Raw genomic sequence first — 20,865 nt, 5'->3', positions numbered from 1 at the left:
TGCCGTGAACGAGGTCGTACAGTCCCCCGCCATCCAGCCGCTGCCGAAGTCGGCACCCACGGCTGGCAAGCAGAACCTGCTCGACCTCGATCGCGCGGGCCTGGAGAAGTTCTTCGTCGAGGTTCTCGGCGAGAAGAAGTTCCGTGCCCATCAGGTGATGAAGTGGATCCACCATCGCTACGTCACCGACTTCGATGAAATGACCGACCTCGGCAAGGTCCTGCGCGCCAAGCTGCAGGCCCATGCCGAGGTGCTGGTTCCCAACATCGTGTTCGACAAGCCCTCCGCCGACGGCACCCACAAGTGGCTGCTGGCGATGGGCGTGGATGGCAAGAACGCCATCGAGACCGTGTACATCCCGGACAAGACCCGCGGCACGCTGTGCGTGTCCTCGCAGGTCGGTTGCGGGCTGAACTGCACGTTCTGCTCCACCGCCACCCAGGGCTTCAACCGCAACCTGACCACCGCCGAGATCATCGGCCAGGTGTGGGTTGCCGCACGCCACTTGGGCAACGTGCCGCACCAGATGCGCCGCCTCACCAACGTGGTGATGATGGGCATGGGCGAGCCGCTGATGAATTTCGACAATGTCGTGCGCGCCATGAGCGTGATGCGCGACGACCTGGGCTACGGCCTGGCCAACAAGCGCGTGACCCTGTCGACCTCCGGCCTGGTGCCGCAGATCGACCGCCTGTCCGCCGAAAGCGACGTGTCGCTGGCGGTGTCGCTGCACGCGCCCAACGATGCGCTGCGCGAGACCCTGGTGCCGCTCAACAAGAAGTACCCGATCGCCGAGCTGATGGCCTCGTGCGCACGCTACCTGCGCGCCAACAAGCGCCGCGAATCGGTCACCTTCGAATACACCCTGATGAAGGGCATCAACGACAAGCCCGAGCATGCCCGCGAATTGGCCCGCCTGATGCGCCAGTTCGACAACGCGGTGCAGGCCAAGGATTCGGGCAAGGTCAACCTGATCCCGTTCAACCCGTTCCCGGGTACCCGCTACGAGCGTTCGGAAGAAGCGCACATCCGCGCCTTCCAGAAGATCCTGCTCGACAGCAACGTGCTGACCATGGTCCGTCGCACCCGTGGCGACGACATCGACGCCGCCTGTGGCCAGCTCAAGGGCCAGGTGATGGACCGCACCCGCCGCCAGGCGGAGTTCAACAAGACGCTGCAGGCGGGGAAGGGGAGCGATGCCGCGGCCTGACCGCCTCTGGCTGGCGCTTCTCGCAGGCGTGCTGGCCGTTGCGGTCGGCGGCTGCAAATCCCATCCCAAGGCCAAGCTCGGGCCGAGCCAGGCGCCGGTCTATTCGGTGGGTGACCCGGAAAGCGTGCGGCGCGAAGTGCGCTGGCGCGACCTGTTGACCCTGGCGACCCGCGACATGCAGGTCGGCAATCTCGACGCCGCCGAGCGCAAGGTGCGCGAAGCACTGAAGCTGGCGCCCGAGGCTCCCGATGCGCTGGTGCTGCAGGCCGGCATCGATGACCGTCGTGGCCGCACCCGCCAGGCGGGCGAGAATTTCCGCAAGGCCGCCGAGCTGGCGCCGCAGCGCGGAGACGTGCTCAACAACTACGGTGCCTGGCTGTGCCAGCAGGGCCAGCCGGCCGAATCGCTGGCCTGGTTCGACCGGGCGCTGCAGGCGCCGGGCTATGCCACTCCGGGCGAGGCGCAGGCCAATGCCGGCAGCTGCGCCCTGGACGCGGGCCAGCTCGATCGGGCCGAACGCGACCTGCGTGCGGCCCTCGTCGCGGCGCCGGCCAACCCGGTCGCGCTGGAGTCGATGGCCCAGCTGAGCTTCCGCCAGGGCCGCTACATGGAGGCTCGGGCCTTCGCCGAACGTAGGATTGCGGCTGCACCCGCAACGCGTTCCGTGTTACAACTTGCGTCTCAAATCGAAGCGAGGCTGGGCGATCGGGCGGCATCTGATCGTTATCTGCAGCGGATTCGACAGGAATTTCCGCAGGAAGCGGGCTCCTAACTCCAGGGTTGATGCATTGTGATTGATGACCAGACTGTGAGCGCTCTCGAGACTGCGGCCGGCTGCGGCACCCGCCTGCGCCAGGCCCGCGAAGCGGCCGGACTGACCCTCGAAGATGTCGGCTCGCGCCTGCGCATGCCGGTCCAGGTGGTCAAGTCGCTGGAAGAAGAACAATGGCAGAAGCTGGGGGCGCCGGTGTTCGTGCGCGGCCAGCTGCGCAGCTACGCGCGCCTGCTCGACGTGGACGTGGGCCAGCTGCTGGAACAGGCCCAGGTCGGCCCGGTGGTTCCGCCCACCCTGGTCAGCCATACCCATACCCCGCGTGCGCGCCGCATCGCCGAGAACCTCGGCCGGCGCGTGCTGTACGTCGGCATCACCGCCGTGCTGGCGGTGCCGGTGTGGTTCGCCACCCGTGGCCACTTCGACGGCAGCGCGACCCCGTCGCCGAGCACCGCCTCGCTGGACGTGATCCCGGCCGCCGTGCCGGTCACCCCGTCCGCGGCCGGGGCCGAGGCTGCCGCGCCGGCCGAAGCGACCACTGCCCCGGCCAGCAAGCCGGCGGCGACCCCGTACGTGGCCTCGCTGGCCCCGGTGCCGCGCCCGGCGCCGGCCCCGGCGGCTGCCGGCAACGCGCTGGAAATGCAGTTCAGCGGCGACAGCTGGGTCGACATCGGCGGTCCGGACGGCAGCACCGTCGAGAAGGCGCTGATCAAGTCCGGCGAGACCCGCAGCTTCACGCCGGGCCAGGTGACCCGGGTGACCCTGGGCAACGCCTCGGCGGTCCAGGTTCAGCAGAACGGCGCTATCGTCGATCTGACCCCCTACCAGCGAGCCAACGTGGCACGCTTTCAGGTATCCTCTGAAGGCTCCGTAGTCCCGGTTTCGCACTGAGGCGCGGTTTCACCACCTTCGATTAATCCCAATGGTCCCTCCCGACGGGCGGGGCGAGAGTACGCATGGCGATCGACGATCTGCTCGACGAGCACGAACAAAGTGAACGCGTCCGCAGCTGGCTGCGGAAGAATGGCGCCAGCATCCTCGGTGGCGTAGTCATCGCCATCGGTGCCATTGCCGGCTGGCAGTGGTACCAGAAGGATCAGGGCGGCAAGCTGGCCTCGGCCAATGTCGAGTACCAGAAGGCCCTGCAGGGCCTGCAGCAGAACAAGCTTGACGACGCCGCCAAGGCGGTCAAGGCGCTCGAAGCCGGCCCGTCCAGCATCTACGGCGACCTCGCGGCGCTGCAGCTGGCCAAGGCCCAGGTCGACGCCGGCAAGAATGAAGAGGCACTGGCCACCCTGCGCAATGTGAAGGTCGAGGGTGACCTGCAGCGCGTGGTCGACCAGCGTGTGGCCCGCCTGCTGGTGGCCACCGGCAAGAGCGACGAGGCGATCAAGCTGCTGGGCAGCGCCACCGACAGCAGCAGCCTGGAAATCCATGGCGATGCGCTGATGGCGCAGGGCAAGCGCGATGACGCCCGTGCACAGTACGAGAAGGCGCTGAAGACGCTGGACGTGGCAGCGCCGCAGCGGCGCCTGCTGGAAACCAAGGTTATGGACGCCGGCGGCACCGTCGCCGCCCCTGCGGAGTCGGTTTGATGAGTCAGAAGGTCATGATCACCCGCGTCGCCACCGTGCTCCTGATGGGCATGGCCCTGACCGGCTGCAGCACCATGAAGGGCTGGTTCGCCGGCAAGGACGCGGCCGCGAAGAAGGCACAGGAACCGGCTGAGCTGGTCAAGTTCGAGCCGACCCTGAAGGTCAGCAAGGCCTGGTCGGTCAACCTCGGCAAGGGCGAGCGCCGCATTGGCGTGCGCCAGGGCCCGGCGGTGGCCAACGGCCACGTGTTCGCTGCGGCGATCACCGGTGGCGTGCACGCCATCGACCTGCAGACCGGCAAGAAGGTCTGGACCTGGGAGCCGAAGAAGGAAAAGAAGAAGGCCAAGCTGCGCCTGTCCGGTGGCCCGGGGGTCGGTGAGAACCTGGTCGTGATCGGCACGCTGGACGGCCAGGTCATCGCGCTGGACATCAACGATGGCAGCGAAAAGTGGCGGGCCCGTGTTCCGGGTGAAGTCATCGCCGCGCCGGCCGTTGCCCAGGGCATGGTCTACGTGCGCAGCAACGATGGCCGCGTCACCGGCTTCGATGCCGGCAATGGCACCCAGAAGTGGTTCAACCCGAGCGAACTGCCGGCGCTGACCGTGCGCGGCAACGCGCCGGTGGTGACCGGCCCGGGCGTGCTGTTCATCGGCAAGGACGAGGGCGCGGTTGCAGCCCTGGCCCAGCAGGATGGCCGCACCCTGTGGGAACAGAACCTCGGCAACGGCGAAGGCCGCACCGAGCTGGAGCGCATGGCGGACGTTGACGGCGCTCCGGTGCTGGAGGGCAACACCCTCTACGTGAGCAGCTTCAAGAACCAGACCATGGCCATCGAAGGCCCGACCGGTCGCCCGCTGTGGGCGCGCGACCATGGCGGTGCGGGTGGCGTGGCGGTGTCGTCGGGCAATGTGTTCGTCACCGACAACAAGGGCGGCGTGTTCGGCCTGGACAAGGCCAGCGGCGCTGCCATGTGGTCGCAGACCGCGCTGGCCCGTCGTTCGCTGACCGGCCCGGCGCTGCACGGCGACTACGTGGTGGTCGGCGACTACAAGGGATACGTGCACTGGCTGCAGGCGTCCGATGGTGCAATGGCGGCACGGGCAAAAAGTGGCGGCGACGCCCTGTTGGCCCAGCCGATCGTCGCAGACGGGGTGCTGCTGGTGCAGAACGTTGATGGCAAGCTGACCGCCTTCCGGTTGGCAAATTAAAAATTGGAGTAATCGCGATGCTGCCTTTGGTCGCCCTGGTTGGACGGCCGAATGTCGGCAAGTCGACTATTTTCAATGCGCTGACGCGCACCCGTGACGCGCTGGTCCATGACCAGCCCGGCGTCACCCGCGACCGCAACTACGGTGTCTGTCGCCTGGACGAGGACAATCATTTCCTCGTCGTCGACACCGGCGGTATCGCGGAAGAGGAAGAGGGACTGGCAGGGGCTACCACCCGCCAGGCCCGCGCCGCTGCGGCGGAAGCCGACCTGATCCTGTTCGTGGTCGATGCCCGTGAGGGTACCTCGGCGATGGACGACGAGATCCTGGCCTGGCTGCGCAAGCTGTCGCGCCCGACGCTGCTGCTGATCAACAAGATCGACGGCACCGACGAGGACACCGTGCGTTCGGAGTTCGCCCGTTACGGATTCGGCGAGATGCTGACCGTGTCGGCCGCGCATCGCCAGGGCCTGGACGACCTGCTGGACGAAGTGATCCAGCGCCTGCCGGAAGAAGGCAGCGGCGAAGAGCTGGACAACGATCCGAACCGCATCCGCATCGCCTTCGTCGGCCGCCCGAACGTGGGCAAGTCGACCCTGGTCAATCGCATCCTCGGCGAGGAGCGCATGATCGCCTCCGATGTGCCGGGCACCACCCGCGACTCGATCGCGGTGGACCTGGAGCGTGACGGCCGCGAATACCGCCTGATCGATACCGCCGGCCTGCGTCGTCGTTCGCGCGTGGACGAGGTCGTCGAGAAGTTCTCGGTGGTCAAGACCATGCAGTCGATCGAGCAGTGCCAGGTGGCCGTGCTGATGCTCGACGCCACCGAAGGCGTGACCGACCAGGACGCCACTGTGCTCGGTGCCGTGCTCGACGCCGGCCGCGCGTTGGTGATCGCCATCAACAAGTGGGATGGCCTGACCGAGTACCAGCGTGAGCAGGCCGAAACCATGCTGTCGCTGAAGCTGGGCTTCGTGCCGTGGGCCGAGTCCGTGCGCATCTCGGCCAAGCATGGCTCGGGCCTGCGTGAGCTGTTCCGTGCGGTGCACCGTGCGCACGAATCGGCGAACAAGACCTTCACAACCAGTGAAGTGAACAAGGCGCTGGAAGTGGCTTACGAGACCAATCCGCCGCCGACCATCCGCGGCCATGTCTCCAAGTTGCGTTACGTGCACCCGGCCGGGGCAAACCCGCCGACCTTCATCGTGCACGGCACGCGCCTGAAGGAGCTGCAGGAATCGTACAAGCGCTACCTGGAGAACTTCTTCCGCAAGCGCTTCAAGCTGATCGGCACGCCGGTGAGCTTCATCTTCCGCGAGGGTACCAACCCGTACGAGGGCAAGAAGAACGTCCTCACCGAGCGGCAGGTCAAGGCCAAGCGGCGCTTGATGAAGCACGTCAAGGGCAAGTGATGCAGAAAAAGGCGGCCGCAGGGCCGCCTTTTTCGTTCGCGCTCCCACCGGTAGTGCCGGCCGCTGGCCGGCAACCTCCCGTCGTCTGACGCGTTCTTGGCCATGCCGGTCAGCGGCCGGCACTACCCCATGTTTGCAGATATCGGTCAAGGCGGGCCGACGCCACGTGCGCGATAATGCGGCCATGAGCATCCAAGAGATTTCCCCTGCGCAGGCGCGCGAGCGCCAGGCCCATGGCGCCGTGCTGATCGATGTACGCGAGGCGCATGAACGGGCCGGCGGCATGGCCGAGGGCGCGCGCGGCGTGGCCAAGGGCGAGCTGCAGGCCGACCCGGCCGCGCATCTGCCGCGGCACGACCAGGAAATCCTGCTGATCTGCCAGAGCGGCAAGCGCTCGGCCGACGCCGCGCAGTTCCTGCTGGAGGTCGGCTACACCCACATCGCTTCCGTGACGGGCGGCACCGTGGCGTGGCGCGAGCAGTCGCTGCCGCTGGTGCAGCCGCTGGCCAGTGCTGCCGACCGCGACTTCTACGACCGCTATTCGCGCCATCTGCTGCTGCCGCAGGTGGGCGAGGCCGGCCAGCGGCGTCTGCAGCAATCACGCGTGCTGGTGCTGGGTGCAGGTGGCCTGGGCGCACCGGCCGGCTTCTATCTGGCCGCCGCTGGGGTAGGGCATCTGCGCTTCGCCGACCATGACCGCGTGGAGCGTAGCAACCTGCACCGGCAGATCGTGCATACCGAAGCCAGCGTCGGCCAGCTCAAGGTTGATTCCGCGCGCGAGCGGCTGCTGGCGCTGAACCCGTCGATCGAGGTTGAGGCCGTGCCCGAGCGGGTCACCTCCGAGAACGTGGATGCGTTGCTGGAGGGCGTGGATGTGGTGCTGGATGGGTCGGACAACTTCCCGCTGCGCTACCTGCTCAACGACGCCTGCATCAAGCACGCCACGCCACTGGTGTATGCCGCCATCGAGCGCTTTGACGGCCAGGTAAGCGTGTTTGACGCCGGCCGCCAGCGCGGCGTGGCGCCGTGCTACCGCTGCCTGTTCCCCGAGCCGCCGCCGCCGGAATTCGCGCCGAACTGCTCCGAGGCGGGTGTGCTGGGCGTGCTGCCCGGCCTGGCCGGTGTGCTGCAGGCCACCGAGGTGCTGAAGCTGCTGCTGGGTATTGGTGAGCCGCTGGTGGGGCGGCTGCTGCGCTTCGATGCGCTGGGCATGCGCTTCCGCGAGACCGGCATCCGGCCGGACCCGCAGTGCCTGGTGTGCGCGCCGGGAGTGCCGTTCCCGGGGTATATCGATTACGCCGCGTTTTGCCGGGGCGGCTCTCTGTAGAGTCGAGCCATGCTCGACTGCTCTGCGCGATGAGGCCAAAAAGGAGTCGAGCATGGCTCGACTCTACAAGGCATGGTTTCAGGATGATCTTGGGGGTCGCTCCCGGCATCGTTCCACATCCAAGACAATCCGACGCAACATGCGTGCTATTGCCGTCATCGGCATTGCTCTATTGTTGAACCCGATTCTGGATCTTGGGGAAAACACCGCATGGCGGTAGAAGCAGCGACCAGCGAGCTGGTCAAGGTCGTCGCCCTGCTGGGCGCGGCGGTGGTGATGGTGCCCCTGTTCCGCCGGGCCGGCCTGGGCTCGGTGCTGGGCTACTTCGCTGCTGGCCTGGCGATCGGACCGTTCGGGCTGGGCTGGTTCTCCGACCCGCAGGCGATCCTGCATACCGCCGAGCTCGGCGTGGTGATGTTCCTGTTCGTGATCGGCCTGGAAATGCGGCCGTCGCACCTGTGGAGCCTGCGCAAGGAAATCTTCGGGCTGGGCACCCTGCAGATCGTCACCTGTGCGCTGGTGCTGACCAGCATCGCCAAGCTGTTCGGCTTGCCGTGGCAGGTGGCCTTCATCGGCGCCACCGGCTTCGTGCTCACCTCCACCGCAGTGGTGATGCAGCTGCTGGCCGAGCGCGGTGACATCGCGCTGCCGTCGGGGCAGAAGATCGTCTCCATCCTGCTGTTCGAAGACCTGCTGATCGTGCCGTTGCTGGCGCTGGTGGCCTGGATGGGGCCGAGTGCGGGCAGTGCCGATGGCGAAGGCTCGCGCTGGCTGTCGGTGGCGATCGGCGTCGGTGCCATCGTCGGCCTGGTACTGGTCGGCCGCTTCCTGCTCAACCCGCTGTTCCGCCTGCTGGCCGAATCGAAGGCACGTGAGGTGATGACCGCCGCCGCGTTGCTGGTGGTGCTGGGTGCGGCGCTGCTGATGCAGCTGTCCGGCCTGTCGATGGCGATGGGCGCGTTCCTGGCCGGCGTGCTGCTGAGCGAGTCGACCTTCCGCCACCAGATCGAGGCGGACATTGAACCGTTCCGCGGCATCCTGCTCGGCCTGTTCTTCCTCAGCGTGGGCATGGCGCTGGACCTGAGCGTGGTGGCCGCGCACTGGCAGCTGATCCTCGGCCTGGTGCTGGCGTTGATGGCGGCCAAGGCGCTGTGCATCTACGTGGTGGCGCGCGTGATGGGCAGCGACCACGCGCAGGCGCTGGACCGTGGCGTGCTGATGGCGCAGGGCGGCGAGTTCGCCTTCGTGTTGTTCTCCGCCGCCGCATCGGCCGGCGTGATCAACCTGGAGATCAATGCCAACTTCACCGCCGTGGTGGTGCTGTCGATGGCGCTGACGCCGCTGGTGGTGCTGGTCTACAAGCGCATCGCGCCGAAGCCGACGGTGAACATGGACGGCGTGGACGAAGCCGAGGGCCTGTCCGGCAGCGTGCTGCTGATCGGCTTCGGCCGCTTCGGCCAGGTCGCCAGCCAGTCGCTGCTGGCGCGCGACGTGGACGTGACCATCATCGACAACGATGTGGAGATGATCCAGAGCGCCGCGCGCTTCGGTTTCAAGATCTATTACGGCGATGGCACGCGCCTGGATGTGCTGCATGCCTCGGGTGCCGCCACTGCGCGCGCGATTGCGGTGTGCGTGGACAAGGCCGAGGCCGCCGACCGCATTGTTGAGCTGGTGGCGCACGAGTTCCCGCAGGCCAAGCTGATGGTGCGTTCGTTCGATCGCGAGCATTCGCTGCGGCTGATCCATGCCGGTGTCGATTTCCAGATCCGCGAGACGTTTGAATCGGCGGTGTTGTTTGGTCAGGCCGCGCTGGTGGAGCTGGGTGCGGATGAGGACGACGCGGTGGAGATTGCCGAGCAGATCCGCCGCCGCGACGCCGAGCGCTTCGAGCTGGAGATTGCCGGTGGTGGCTTGAATGCGGGCGCGCGGATGATCTACGGCAACAGCCCGCAGGGCGTACCGACGCCGACGCCGTTCACCGCGCCGAAGCGGGCAAGCAAGACGCTGAACCCGCAGGATGTGCCGGAGGAGGAAGAGTAGCCCCGGTAGTGCCGGCCGCTGGCCGGCAGATACGGAAACGTTCCGACGTCACGAGGTTGTCGGCCAGCGGCCGGCACTACCGGTGCGCGGTGTCGACGCGTAGCGGTGGGCGAGGGGGGCCTGAATCAGGGACAATAGCGTCCCCGCCGCCCCACGCCTGCTCCCGATGACCGATTCCGCCCCCCAGCTTCCTGCCCGCATCCTTGATGGCCGCCGCATCGCCGAGGACCTGCTCGACAGCCTGAAGGTGCGCGTCGACGCGCGCGTGGCCGCCGGCGGCAGCCGCCCGGGCCTGGCCGTGGTGCTGGTCGGTGGCGACCCGGCCTCGACCGTGTACGTGCGCAACAAGCGCCGTGCCGCCGAGAAGGTCGGCATCGAAGCGCATGACTACGATCTGCCGGCCGGTACCACCGAAGCCGAGCTGCTCGACCTGATCGACCAGCTCAACGCCGATCCGAAGATCAACGGCATCCTGATCCAGCTGCCGCTGCCGGGCATCCCCGACGCGCGCCGGCTGATCCAGCGCATCGACCCGCGCAAGGATGTGGACGGCTTCCACCCGGAAAACGTCGGCCACCTGGCCCTGCGCGAGTTCGGCCTGCGCCCGTGCACCCCGCGCGGCATCACCACGCTGCTGGGCCACACCGACCAGCCGGTGCGCGGCCGCAACGCCACCATCGTGGGCGTGAGCAACCACGTCGGTCGCCCGATGGGCCTGGAGCTGCTGATTGCCGGCTGCACCGTGACCAGCTGCCACAAATTCACCCCCAAGGACGTGCTGGAACAGGCCGTGCGCAACGCCGACATCCTGGTGGTGGCGGTGGGCCGCCCGGGCATCGTGCCGGGCGAGTGGGTGAAGCCGGGCGCGGTGGTGATCGACGTGGGTATCAACCGGTTGGACGACGGCCGCCTGGTGGGCGATGTTGGGTTTGAGGCCGCTGCCCAGCGGGCCAGCTGGATCACCCCGGTGCCGGGTGGCGTGGGACCGATGACCGTGGCCACGTTGATGCAGAACACCCTGGAAGCGGCGGAAGCGCTGAGCTGACCTCACCTGGGGCTGGTCTCAGGTGTCTGAGGGTTAGTGCGGACCAACGGTCCGCACCCACCTAAAGCGGCTGGATCTGGCCCTTGGGTCTGCTCGCGAGATGTGCTGCTGGTGGGTGCCGACCGTTGGTCGGCACAATGCCAGAGGGGTGGGGCTCCTGCTGGGGCACTGGTGTCTGAGAGAGTGCGGACCAACGGTCCGCACCCACCTAAAGCGGCTGGATCTGGCCCTTGGGTCTGCTCGCGAGATGTGCTGCTGGTGGGTGCCGACCGTTGGTCGGCACAATGCCAGAGGGGTGGGGCTCCTGCTGGGGCACTGGTGTCTGAGAGAGTGCGGACCAACGGTCCGCACCCACCTAAAGAGGCTGGATCTGGCCCTTGGGTCTGCTCGCGAGATGTGCTGCTGGTGGGTGCCGACCGTTGGTCGGCACAATGCTGGGGCACAGGTGTCTGAAGGGTAGTGCGGACCAACGGTCCGCACCCACCTAAAGCGGCTGGATCTGGCCCTTGGGTCAGCGAGATGTGCTGCTGGTGGGTGCCGACCGTTGGTCGGCACAATGCCGGTGCGCAGGTGTATGAAGGTAATGCGGACCAACGGTCCGCACCCACCAAGGGCAGGTTCCAGGCCCTGAGAGCAGGTTGCAGGCTCCCCTGAACCAACCACTGCCCGCGCGACACTGCGTCGCATCTACCCCCTGCCACACGGCGCGAAAAAGGGGTAAAATGTCGCGCTTCCCCACATCTCGGGTATGCCGATGCTGCGCATCCAGGCTGAAGCACTCACTTACGACGACGTCTCGCTCGTCCCCGCCCATTCGACCATCCTGCCCAAGGACGTCAACCTCGAAACGCGGTTGACTCGCGACCTGAAGCTGAAGCTTCCGATCCTGTCCGCAGCCATGGATACCGTCACCGAAGCCCGCCTGGCCATCGCCATGGCCCAGCTCGGCGGCATGGGCATCATCCACAAGAATCTCAGCCTGGAACAGCAGGCCGCGGAAGTGGCCAAGGTCAAGAAGTTCGAGGCCGGTGTCATCCGCGACCCGATCACCGTAGGCCCGGAAACCACCATCCGTGACGTGCTGGCCCTGACCCAGGCGCACAACATCTCCGGCGTGCCGGTGGTGGGCAGCGACGGCCTGCTGGCCGGCATCGTGACCCACCGCGACATGCGCTTCGAGACCGAGCTGGACGACCCGGTCCGCCACATCATGACCAAGAAGGATCGCCTGATCACGGTCAAGGAAGGCGCCGCGTCCGACGAAGTGCTGCAGCTGCTGCACCGCAACCGCATCGAGAAGGTGCTGGTGGTCAATGATTCGTTCGAACTGCGTGGCCTGATCACCGTCAAGGACATCCAGAAGAACACCGACTTCCCGAACGCTGCCAAGGATCTGTCGACCCGCCTGCTGGTCGGCGCGGCCGTCGGCGTGGGTGGCGATACCGATCGCCGCGTGGAAGCGCTGGTCGCCGCCGGCGTGGACGTGATCGTGGTGGATACCGCGCACGGCCACTCGCAGGGCGTGCTGGACCGCGTCAGCTGGGTCAAGAAGAACTTCCCGCACGTGCAGGTCATCGGTGGCAACATCTGCACCGGCGAAGCCGCACTGGCGCTGCTGGACAGCGGCGCGGACGCGGTCAAGGTCGGCATCGGCCCGGGCTCGATCTGCACCACCCGCGTCGTCGCCGGCGTCGGCGTGCCGCAGGTCACCGCGATCGATCTGGTGGCGGAAGCCCTGCAGGACCGCATCCCGCTGATCGCCGACGGTGGCATCCGCTACTCGGGCGACATCGGCAAGGCGCTGGCCGCCGGTGCCTCGACCATCATGGTCGGCGGCCTGCTGGCCGGTACCGAGGAATCGCCGGGCGAGACCGAGCTGTACCAGGGCCGTTCGTACAAGAGCTACCGCGGCATGGGTTCGCTGGCTGCCATGGAGAAGGGGTCGAAGGACCGCTACTTCCAGGACGCCGCCACCGCCGACAAGCTGGTGCCGGAAGGCATCGAAGGCCGCGTGCCGTACCGCGGCCCGGTGGGCGGCATCATCCACCAGCTGATGGGCGGCCTGCGCGCCACCATGGGCTACGTGGGCTGCGCCACCATCGAAGACATGCGCAGCAAGCCCAAGTTCGTGAAGATCAGCGGCGCCGGCCAGCGTGAGAGCCACGTCCACGACGTGACCATCACCAAAGAGCCGCCGAACTACCGCGCCTGATGCGCTTGCGAACTGCTCTTGCGATTACGGGCAGCCTGCTGATGGCAGGCTGTTCGTTGTCCGAACCGCCGCCGCGCTCCGGGTCTCCGGGCGCGGCGGTTTCGCAATTGCAGGACGTGCAGGCGTGCCAGAACGCGTTCTCGCTGCCGAAGGGCTGGCAGGTGCAGGCCGCAGGCGAGCAGTGCTGGCTGCTGAAAGGCACCGGCGAGCGCCCGCTGCAGGTCACCCTGCAATGCATTACCGAGCTGCTGCACGGGCCGGATGATCCGGTGCTGACGCCGGTACTTGGCGCGCTGGAGCCCGCACGGATGAGTGTGCGCTGGGCGTCCTGGGGCGCTGCGGATGCGGGCTTCTCGATGGCGGCGCTGCAACGGCGCGTCGTGCCCGGCACCGAAGTGCAGGAAATCGCCGAACTGCCGCGCGCTGACCGCGCCAACCCCAACGCACCGCATGGCCTGCTGATGCTGCGCTGGGACGAGGAAGATCCCTCACATATTCAACAACGCGAGGCGTTCATCGCCACGCTGACGCAGAGCCTTGAAGCGCCGGGCGCTGCGAAAAACACCACTGGAACGGCACCATGACCAACATCCATAACGACAAGATCCTCATCCTCGATTTCGGCGCGCAGTACACGCAGCTGATCGCCCGCCGCATCCGCGAGCTGGGCGTCTACTGCGAAATCTGGGCGTGGGACCACAACCCGGCCGAGATCGCGGCGTTCGGCGCCAAGGGCATCATCCTGTCCGGTGGCCCGGAATCGACCACGCTGCCGGGTGCGCCGGCCGCGCCGCAGGAAGTGTTCGACAGCGGCCTGCCGATCTTCGGCATCTGCTACGGCATGCAGACCCTGGCCGCGCAGCTGGGTGGTGCCACCGAAGCCGCTGACCAGCGCGAGTTCGGCCACGCCGAAGTGAACGTGATCAACCCGGATGCGCTGTTCAAGGGCCTGAGCGACCACGGCGGCGAGCCGAAGCTGAATGTCTGGATGAGCCACGGCGACCACGTCTCCGTGGCGCCGCCGGGCTTCACCATCACCGCCACCACCGACCGCATTCCGGTGGCCGCCATGGCCAACGAAGAAAAGCGCTGGTACGGCGTGCAGTTCCACCCGGAAGTGACCCACACCCTGCAGGGCCAGGCGCTGCTGCGCCGCTTCGTGGTGGACGTGTGCGGCTGCCAGACCCTGTGGACCGCCGCCAACATCATCGACGACCAGATCGCCCGCGTGCGCGAGCAGGTGGGCGATGACGAAGTGATCCTGGGCCTGTCCGGCGGCGTCGATTCGTCCGTGGTGGCTGCGCTGTTGCACAAGGCCATCGGTGAGAAGCTGACCTGCGTGTTCGTGGATACCGGCCTGCTGCGCTGGCAGGAAGGCGACCAGGTGATGGCGATGTTCGCCGAGCACATGGGCGTGAAGGTGGTGCGCGTGAACGCCGCCGACCGTTACTTCGCTGCGCTGGATGGCGTGAGCGACCCGGAAGCCAAGCGCAAGATCATCGGCAACCTGTTCGTTGAGATCTTCGACGAAGAGTCGAACAAGCTGAAGAACGCCAAGTGGCTGGCGCAGGGCACCATCTACCCGGACGTGATCGAGTCGGCCGGCAGCAAGACCGGCAAGGCGCATGTGATCAAGAGCCACCACAACGTGGGCGGCCTGCCGGAGCACATGAAGCTGGGCCTGGTGGAGCCGCTGCGCGAGCTGTTCAAGGACGAAGTGCGCCGCCTGGGCGTCGAGCTGGGCCTGCCGCGCACCATGGTCTACCGCCATCCGTTCCCGGGCCCGGGCCTGGGCGTGCGTATCCTGGGCGAAGTTAAGCGCGAGTACGCCGAACTGCTGGCCAAGGCCGATGCCATCTTCATTGATGAGCTGCGCAAGGCGGACCTGTACGACAAGACCAGCCAGGCGTTTGCCGTGTTCCTGCCGGTGAAGTCGGTGGGCGTGGTGGGTGATGCGCGCGCTTATGAGTGGGTGATTGCGCTGCGTGCCGTGGAGACGATCGACTTCATGACCGCGCATTGGGCGCATCTGCCGTATGAGTTCCTGGGGACGGTGAGCAACCGGATCATCAATGAGTTGCGGGGGGTGTCGCGGGTTGTTTATGACATCTCGGGGAAGCCGCCGGCGACTATTGAGTGGGAATGAGTTGAAAGAACGAGGGCGCCGAGAGGCGCCCTTTTTCGTTAGGGCACTCGACTCCTTTCGTCTCGCATTAGCTTAGGCGCTTGGTGCTCGGGTGCGGCGCAGGCCTCATTCCTTGTATGGTGTTTCAGGGCAATCAGCTGAGATTCCTTCCATTCGGATCGTGCGGGGAGAGGGCGGCTTGGAACGACACGGTGTTGCACATTCAGCGGGTCAGCAGCCGAATCGTGGCGGCGCCAAGGCGGGTTGTGGAGTGAGGTTTGGTGATGATTGTGTGTAGGGGGATTCACTTCACTATTGCAACCCGACTCAAGCTGGTCTCTACTTCTGCTATCGCAGGACCTATTAGAGACGGCACGTTGCAACAAGTCGCTCATCATCTCCAAGTAACAGCGAATGCGCGACGGGACCCTGCAGAGCGGGATCTGTTTGGGCGCTCGTCTTACAATCGCTACTACTATGCGACTTTCCTTCTAGTCCGATCCGTTCTAGCAGAGATGCGCGATGAATGGGGAAAAATGGCCCATGCATCAATGCCGCAGGTGCTGACGTCGGAAGTGTGCAGGATTCTGGATAAAGGTCGCAGAAAGGCTGACAAGGTTGGTGATATGGAGTTGTCTAGGCAGTGCCGTCGAGCAGTTAAGGCCGCTAAGGAGCTGGCATGTCTAATGAGGGCGAGTTCGGCCACGCGTGTTGTAGCGGACTATCATCCTGAAATTCTGGTTAGCTTTGTTCATGGGGAGCGATTTACGCTGAACGAGGTGGGAATTACGGAGGCACATCAATGGCCAGAGAAGGCGAAAGCATGGCTTGGCGAGATCCATGGTGCTTGGAGACAGCTTGATGTTTAACGAGGCAGAATTGGAGAGGCGTCTAATTGCTGCTGGAATCCCCGTCTCTGGATCTGCTATCCGCGATTCGGAGGATGGAAGTTCTTTCCATGTTTTCGTGGAAATTCGGCGAGATTCAAGGGGAAGGCAGGAGCCATCCAATGTTCAGCTCGAGGTGGCTAAAGAAGAATTGCGCGCTGTAGGGGTGCAGATAGACTTTGTCCTCACTGACGCCATGATGCGTGATGCGGAGGCGGGCTTGCGAGCCACTCTGCTGCATTCATTCGGAACTGTTATTCGCAATTCCTTCTTGACTAGGCAAGGTCGAGAGGCCTTTGTTTGGGTCGTTCCTAAGCGGCAGCTTACCGAAGATGAGCTGGGCGAGGTCTCGGTGAAGGCGCGTATCCTGCTCAGGGAGCTGGGGCTTGAGCTCGCGCACATAACGCCCACCACCGGTGAGAATCTTCCGAGCAAGACCCGCTGTCTAACGATGTTGAGACTATTGGCACCAGTGAGTCCTGGAGTCTTGGCTGCAAAACTGCGTGTGGCTGGATTCGTAGTTCCATCAGATGACTGGATGATGCGACGACTTGATGCGCTTCGTAAGGCGGGGCAGGTAGTGCGCCTTAAATCTGGGTTGTACGCGGTAACCCTTCTGACGCTAAGAGGGTTGGGCACGGTCAAGGGGCGCGAAAGCCCGGACCTGTCTCGCCTTCTTGCATTGGCCAAGCGGCATGGATAGTCTATACAGGCGGGAGCCTCAGGCGCGGGTGTGTATCATGCCCAATTGCCCAGGCCCGGTAGTTAGAAGGGTGCCGTCGAATCAGCCGGCGCTCCTTCGAATCGCCGTCCGATTCGACGGCGCTCAACGAAAGCATTGCTTTGCTATATGAGGCTCCCGCTCTTCCTTCAAGACTCGCAGTTCTTTCTCTTCTCTAGCGTTGAGGAGCTTGTTGCCGCGCTTGGTGATTCGGTCGCAGTTGTAGACAAGGAAGAAGTCAAGCGGCTTGCCGAACTGGGCCTTCCTCCGGTGTGTACGCGGGAGGTCTTGGCCACGATGCTGGGAATTAATCCGGGATTGCTTTGGTCATTTGAATATCGGCCAGATAAGCACTATCGCATATTCCGAATTCCCAAAGGCGCGCGAGGAGAAAGGGAGATTGTTGCTCCTAGAGTCGCACTTAAGATTCTTCAGAAATGGCTGTCGGTGTTGATGCAGCGACACTATGCCGCACCAGATCACGTTTTCGGGTTCGTCTCGGGACGGTCGCATCTGGAGGCGGCGAAGGTTCACAGAATGGCGCATTGGACCTTCTCTGTAGACATTGCAAATTTCTTCCCGTCGACGCCTGCGTATGTGGTGGCGGAGGCGTTTGAATCAATCGGTTTCGGCGCAGAGTCCGCTGAAATGCTAGCTCGGCTCACTTGCTACCGAGGCTTTCTTGCCCAGGGTGCTCCGACCAGTCCTGTGATGTCTAATATCGCACTTAGAGCTGTGGACGAAAAACTTTCTGATATTTCTCGACGATTCGGCGCACGCCTTAGTCGATACGCAGATGACATTGTGTTCTCTGGCGTCGAGGAGTTTCCTGAGGGGCTGCGTGCCGAAGTGGCTGATCTAATGACCGACACGCCCTGGGAATTGTCGGCCGAAAAGACTGAGTTCAATCAGCTTCCAGGTCGATTGAAGGTCCATGGCGTTCTTGTTCACGGTCCGCAGATTCGACTCACCAAGGGATACCGAAATAAGTTGCGAGCTTATGCGCATCTCTCCAAGCGCGGGCGCATTCGCCAGGACGATCTGCTAAGGGTCGCGGGTCATATAAGGTATGGAATACAGGTGGAAGAAGTCGCCGACTAGACCTTGCGATGTAGTAAAGAAGCGCTTGAAGCCACATGTAACTTTAGTCACCTCTTTGATGAAGGCGGGCTCGGGTGTGATCTGGACGCAACCTTCTCAAGCTTTCTTGCTCTGCCATAGCCGTGAACTATGAGGGGGCGTCGGTGTGATCCTTTTCCGGTAAAGATGGTTCCGGGATCCCTCTTGAAGAATTCTTACCTCATTTGCCTCTACCGAAGTTGTGGTAAATAGAAGTGCCTTTGAAATCGCCGAGTTGATCTTAAACAATCGTGCCCAAGTCTCCGAAGCTATTCTTGTCTACGCCGACATGGGAAACCGAAGTTCCCGCGTTCTCTTGCTCAAGGAGCGTAGTGGTCATTGGAGATGAAAACGATTTGCGGCCTCAGTTTATTTTGACGGCAGGGATGCATGGAGACTGATCTCAATAGCATTGCCAGTGATCTGATGCAAAGGTCCGGTGCGATGGCAGCGGCGGCATCATTGAAGGCGAATGATTCACTTTTCCCTGATGTGGATTCTTTTGTCCGTCAAGCCTTGACGGGAGGGGGTGAGCTAATGTCGTCATGTGCTTGCCTAGCAACGGGTTCAAACGATCTTGCGGTGAACATTCTGGGGCGATCCATAATTGAGCTATCGATCAAAACGCATTGGGCGACTCTATCATCTGAGAATGCTAGACATCTTCTGGCGCTTTCTTCGGAGCAAATCAAGGCCATTTTCATGGCCAATGCGCGAACTGGGATCGCAAAGATTGTTGATAGGGAAGGAAATGACTGTACTGCGGAATTCCTGACTAATGGTGGTGCTGCGCGTGGACAAAAGCAAGTTTCAGTAGAGGCCATGGCACGACAAGCAGGATTACTTGATTTGTACAACGTTTTCTATCGATTTCAGTCTATGCACGCTCACGGCAATGATGTTGCTGGCTCCAGGCTCCAGGCCAGTTCCCTGGCTTTGAATTGCGTAGGCGCATTCTCGGTCTTGCTTGGGCATCTTGGTGTGCGTTGGCTATTGCATCGAGACCGTCCGGATAATGAGGAGATCCGCGCCCTTCTAGGGTTGAATGATAGCGCGGTTCCTTAGCAATTCACTTATGCGGCCGTGGCACGGCGCGACTTAACTCTGGCATGGAAATGGTAGCCTAAGGTCACCTGATGTAGCGCGAAATATTGCGGGTGTTAGATGGCCGACTGAGGTGGTCGATGCCTCAGATTGGAGTCATCGGCTATCTGGCTATTTCGCGCGCTCCGGATTCTAAGACTTTGGAGGCAGTAAGCTGTGCCTACGATCCCAATCCCAGACTTCGACGATCCGAAAGAGGTATATGCTTTTTTTGGGCTCGCTGCATTTGCTGCCAACCTCTTGGAATCTAGCTTCATCAACTGGACTGTCGCGCTTCAACTGAGAACTATCGAGGGAGCAACCTGTCACGACTTTGATTCCGCGTTCGGTCACTTTGAGAGCAGAACGCTCGGCCAGCTTCTCAAGGCCACTCACTTGCTCACAGCGATCCCAGATGGCATGGACCTCGTTCTGAAAAGGGCGCTATCAGAGCGCAACCGACTAATTCATCACTTCTTCCGAGAACATGCTGCGAACGCTACACATCCGGCGGGACGGAAGACAATGTTGGTCGACCTGATCTCAATGATTGAGTTGTTTGACCATGCTGATGCTCTGGTTACGCCAGTCTACCGATCGTTGTGGAAAGTACTGGGTATTGACGAATCCATGATTGAGCGAGAGCTTAATGAGATAATTCGTGAGACGGAGGTTAGATTTAGTGCGCTCTGAAGTCTTTGGGATTAGTGTTACTGCTGGGATGTGATTGCCTTGCTAACAAGGTTATTTCTATGTTGTTAGGGCGCTTGCTGGGACTCAATCGTCGTAAAAACCTTCGTATTAGAATCGATGCGCTAGTGAAGGGTGGGCCTGGGCAACTCATCACGTCTTGTCGGCAGCTTTCGCTCCCCTCCCGCATTGTGAGTTGGTTTGGAAGAAGTCATTCTGAAAACTGACTGATTTAGCAGATTAAGGGAGTTGATAGTATTTTTATGTTGATTCAAGCCAAGTCCGCGTCGCCGGATTGTTCAATGTAGGACGCAGCCGTTATGGCAAACAATTTCACGGTCAATAAGCATCAAGGGGTTAAGGTTGATTCTCAGTGTCGAGAGTGCCGCCGCATTACAAAGCACGAGGTCGTCACAGAGGCGACGCTGAAGGGAACCTATGGGCCGGTAGGTTTTGGCATCGATTGGGTAATTGAGTACCAAATCGTCAGGTGCCTTGGCTGCGAGACGCTGTCGTTCCGTAGAGCCGAAGGTTCTGATCAAGATTTCGTCCAAATCGGCGAGGATGAGTGGGAGTATCAGCCTCGCGTAGATATATATCCAAGCCCAACAGATGGTCGCCAACCTCTCTCGGACTCCGAGCTTCTTCCTGAGAAAATTCAGCGAATATACCAAGAAACACTTAAGGCTTTAAATGACAAGCAGCCGGTATTGTGTGGAATTGGTGTTCGGGCAATTGTTGAAACTATCTGTAAGAATAAAGAGGCTCCGGGCGGAGACCTCTTTCACAAGGTAAATGGGCTCGTTAGCCTTGGTGTCTTGACACAGGATGGCGCGGACATTCTTCATAAGGTTCGCACGCTTGGCAATGAAGCCGCACACGAGGCAAAGCCTCACTCCCTTGAAGAACTGGGCCTCGCTTTTGACGTCGTAGACCATCTTCTGCTAGGGGTCTACATTCTTCCTGAGCACGCAAAACGGACCTTCAAATGAGGGGCAGTAATTAATTCAATGAAAGTTGCTCAGGCCTGACCTCCTGACAAGCCCGCTCAACCAACCCCCTGCAAGCCAGAAACAACCCATCCACCACCCCCTCATCCAGATGCCGCTCCGGCTCCGCTGCCACCCGGCAGCGGTCCGCCGAATGCAGCACCTCCAGCACCGTTAGCAGCCCCACCAATGCGCGCTCGGTCCTGGCAAGGCTCACTCGGCGGCCGGGTGACACATCGGTTTCCGGCCAAGGGTGACCGTCTGCACCCTCGCAGCCGCGCATGCGCTTGAGGATGCCTAGCAGGGAGTTCAGATCGGGCAGGGGAGTGTCGTCGTTGATGGGTTCAACAACGGTGTACGAAGAGAAGGTGTCGGATTCGTTCATGGCGTCGGCTTCCGTGGCTGTGCTTAACAGCGCCACCGT

20 protein-coding genes are annotated in these 20,865 nt (G+C 63.1%); 19 read left to right on the top strand and 1 reads right to left on the bottom strand.

The annotated features are described in order from the left end of the window. Positions 1–4: 4 nt before the first annotated feature. The 19 genes from rlmN (at position 5) to BKE09_RS01510 (ending at position 20,444) form a co-directional block, all read left to right on the top strand. On the top strand, positions 5–1,210 hold the full coding sequence (gene rlmN, locus BKE09_RS01580) for a 23S rRNA (adenine(2503)-C(2))-methyltransferase RlmN (protein ID WP_005409296.1): 1,206 nt from the start codon (positions 5–7) through the stop codon (positions 1,208–1,210). After that, entirely contained in the window at positions 1,197–1,982 is a 786-nt protein-coding gene (pilW, locus tag BKE09_RS01575) for a type IV pilus biogenesis/stability protein PilW (protein WP_075674687.1), read from the top strand. The genes rlmN and pilW overlap by 14 nt, the downstream gene beginning before the upstream one ends. 18 nt (positions 1,983–2,000) lie before the next feature. Further along, the gene (locus BKE09_RS01570) at positions 2,001–2,873 is read left to right on the top strand and encodes a RodZ domain-containing protein (protein WP_014036902.1); all 873 of its coding nucleotides are present in this window, start codon (positions 2,001–2,003) and stop codon (positions 2,871–2,873) included. Between the two features lie 65 nt (positions 2,874–2,938). Continuing rightward, positions 2,939–3,577 (top strand): tetratricopeptide repeat protein, encoded by a 639-nt coding sequence (locus BKE09_RS01565; RefSeq protein WP_032960761.1) that lies wholly within the window; start codon positions 2,939–2,941, stop codon positions 3,575–3,577. Beyond that, a complete protein-coding gene (gene bamB / locus BKE09_RS01560; RefSeq protein WP_075674686.1) occupies positions 3,577–4,785 on the top strand; it encodes an outer membrane protein assembly factor BamB in 1,209 nt (402 codons plus the stop codon). The genes BKE09_RS01565 and bamB overlap by 1 nt, the downstream gene beginning before the upstream one ends. A 17-nt stretch (positions 4,786–4,802) precedes the next feature. After that, a complete protein-coding gene (gene der, locus BKE09_RS01555; protein ID WP_014036905.1) occupies positions 4,803–6,200 on the top strand; it encodes a ribosome biogenesis GTPase Der in 1,398 nt (465 codons plus the stop codon). Between the two features lie 184 nt (positions 6,201–6,384). After that, positions 6,385–7,527, top strand: coding sequence for a molybdopterin-synthase adenylyltransferase MoeB (moeB, locus tag BKE09_RS01550; protein ID WP_075674685.1), 1,143 nt, complete (start codon positions 6,385–6,387; stop codon positions 7,525–7,527). 52 nt (positions 7,528–7,579) lie between these two features. Continuing rightward, entirely contained in the window at positions 7,580–7,747 is a 168-nt protein-coding gene (locus tag BKE09_RS23475; protein ID WP_170871720.1) for a hypothetical protein, read from the top strand. Further along, complete coding sequence (locus BKE09_RS01545) at positions 7,738–9,570, top strand: monovalent cation:proton antiporter-2 (CPA2) family protein (RefSeq protein WP_075674684.1); 1,833 nt, start codon at positions 7,738–7,740, stop codon at positions 9,568–9,570. Before BKE09_RS23475 ends, BKE09_RS01545 begins: the two co-directional genes overlap by 10 nt. A 166-nt stretch (positions 9,571–9,736) precedes the next feature. After that, positions 9,737–10,615 carry a bifunctional methylenetetrahydrofolate dehydrogenase/methenyltetrahydrofolate cyclohydrolase FolD gene (folD, locus tag BKE09_RS01540; protein WP_014036908.1) on the top strand — a complete coding sequence of 293 codons (879 nt, stop codon included), beginning with the start codon at positions 9,737–9,739 and terminating at the stop codon, positions 10,613–10,615. Positions 10,616–11,369: 754 nt separating this feature from the next. Next, positions 11,370–12,827 (top strand): IMP dehydrogenase, encoded by a 1,458-nt coding sequence (gene guaB, locus BKE09_RS01535; RefSeq protein ID WP_075676539.1) that lies wholly within the window; start codon positions 11,370–11,372, stop codon positions 12,825–12,827. A 107-nt stretch (positions 12,828–12,934) separates the two neighbouring features. Next, positions 12,935–13,411 carry a hypothetical protein gene (locus BKE09_RS01530; protein WP_075674683.1) on the top strand — a complete coding sequence of 159 codons (477 nt, stop codon included), beginning with the start codon at positions 12,935–12,937 and terminating at the stop codon, positions 13,409–13,411. Beyond that, positions 13,408–14,973 (top strand): glutamine-hydrolyzing GMP synthase, encoded by a 1,566-nt coding sequence (gene guaA / locus BKE09_RS01525; RefSeq protein WP_075674682.1) that lies wholly within the window; start codon positions 13,408–13,410, stop codon positions 14,971–14,973. Before BKE09_RS01530 ends, guaA begins: the two co-directional genes overlap by 4 nt. 494 nt (positions 14,974–15,467) lie before the next feature. Further along, complete coding sequence (locus BKE09_RS23590; protein WP_139319604.1) at positions 15,468–15,821, top strand: hypothetical protein; 354 nt, start codon at positions 15,468–15,470, stop codon at positions 15,819–15,821. Further along, complete coding sequence (locus BKE09_RS23110) at positions 15,814–16,542, top strand: hypothetical protein (protein ID WP_139319603.1); 729 nt, start codon at positions 15,814–15,816, stop codon at positions 16,540–16,542. Before BKE09_RS23590 ends, BKE09_RS23110 begins: the two co-directional genes overlap by 8 nt. Before the next feature lie 147 nt (positions 16,543–16,689). Then, on the top strand, positions 16,690–17,661 hold the full coding sequence (locus BKE09_RS01520; protein ID WP_075674681.1) for a reverse transcriptase family protein: 972 nt from the start codon (positions 16,690–16,692) through the stop codon (positions 17,659–17,661). A 408-nt stretch (positions 17,662–18,069) separates the two neighbouring features. Beyond that, entirely contained in the window at positions 18,070–18,744 is a 675-nt protein-coding gene (locus BKE09_RS23105; RefSeq protein ID WP_139319602.1) for a DUF5677 domain-containing protein, read from the top strand. Between the two features lie 195 nt (positions 18,745–18,939). After that, entirely contained in the window at positions 18,940–19,455 is a 516-nt protein-coding gene (locus BKE09_RS01515; protein ID WP_075674680.1) for a hypothetical protein, read from the top strand. Positions 19,456–19,772: 317 nt separating this feature from the next. Further along, positions 19,773–20,444: a DUF4145 domain-containing protein gene (locus tag BKE09_RS01510; RefSeq protein ID WP_075674679.1), complete on the top strand. Its 672-nt coding sequence runs from the start codon at positions 19,773–19,775 to the stop codon at positions 20,442–20,444. Between the two features lie 10 nt (positions 20,445–20,454). Here BKE09_RS01510 and BKE09_RS01505 read toward each other — a convergent pair whose 3' ends face one another. Then, the gene (locus tag BKE09_RS01505) at positions 20,455–20,826 is read right to left on the bottom strand and encodes a hypothetical protein (protein ID WP_075674678.1); all 372 of its coding nucleotides are present in this window, start codon (positions 20,824–20,826) and stop codon (positions 20,455–20,457) included. Between the last annotated feature and the right edge of the window lie 39 nt (positions 20,827–20,865).

Origin of the sequence: Stenotrophomonas sp. TD3, from assembly GCF_001939825.1 — a bacterium.
Lineage (GTDB): Bacteria > Pseudomonadota > Gammaproteobacteria > Xanthomonadales > Xanthomonadaceae > Stenotrophomonas.
The sequence above is the reverse complement of the archived record's forward strand: the minus strand, read 5'-3'. Positions and strand labels throughout refer to the sequence as shown.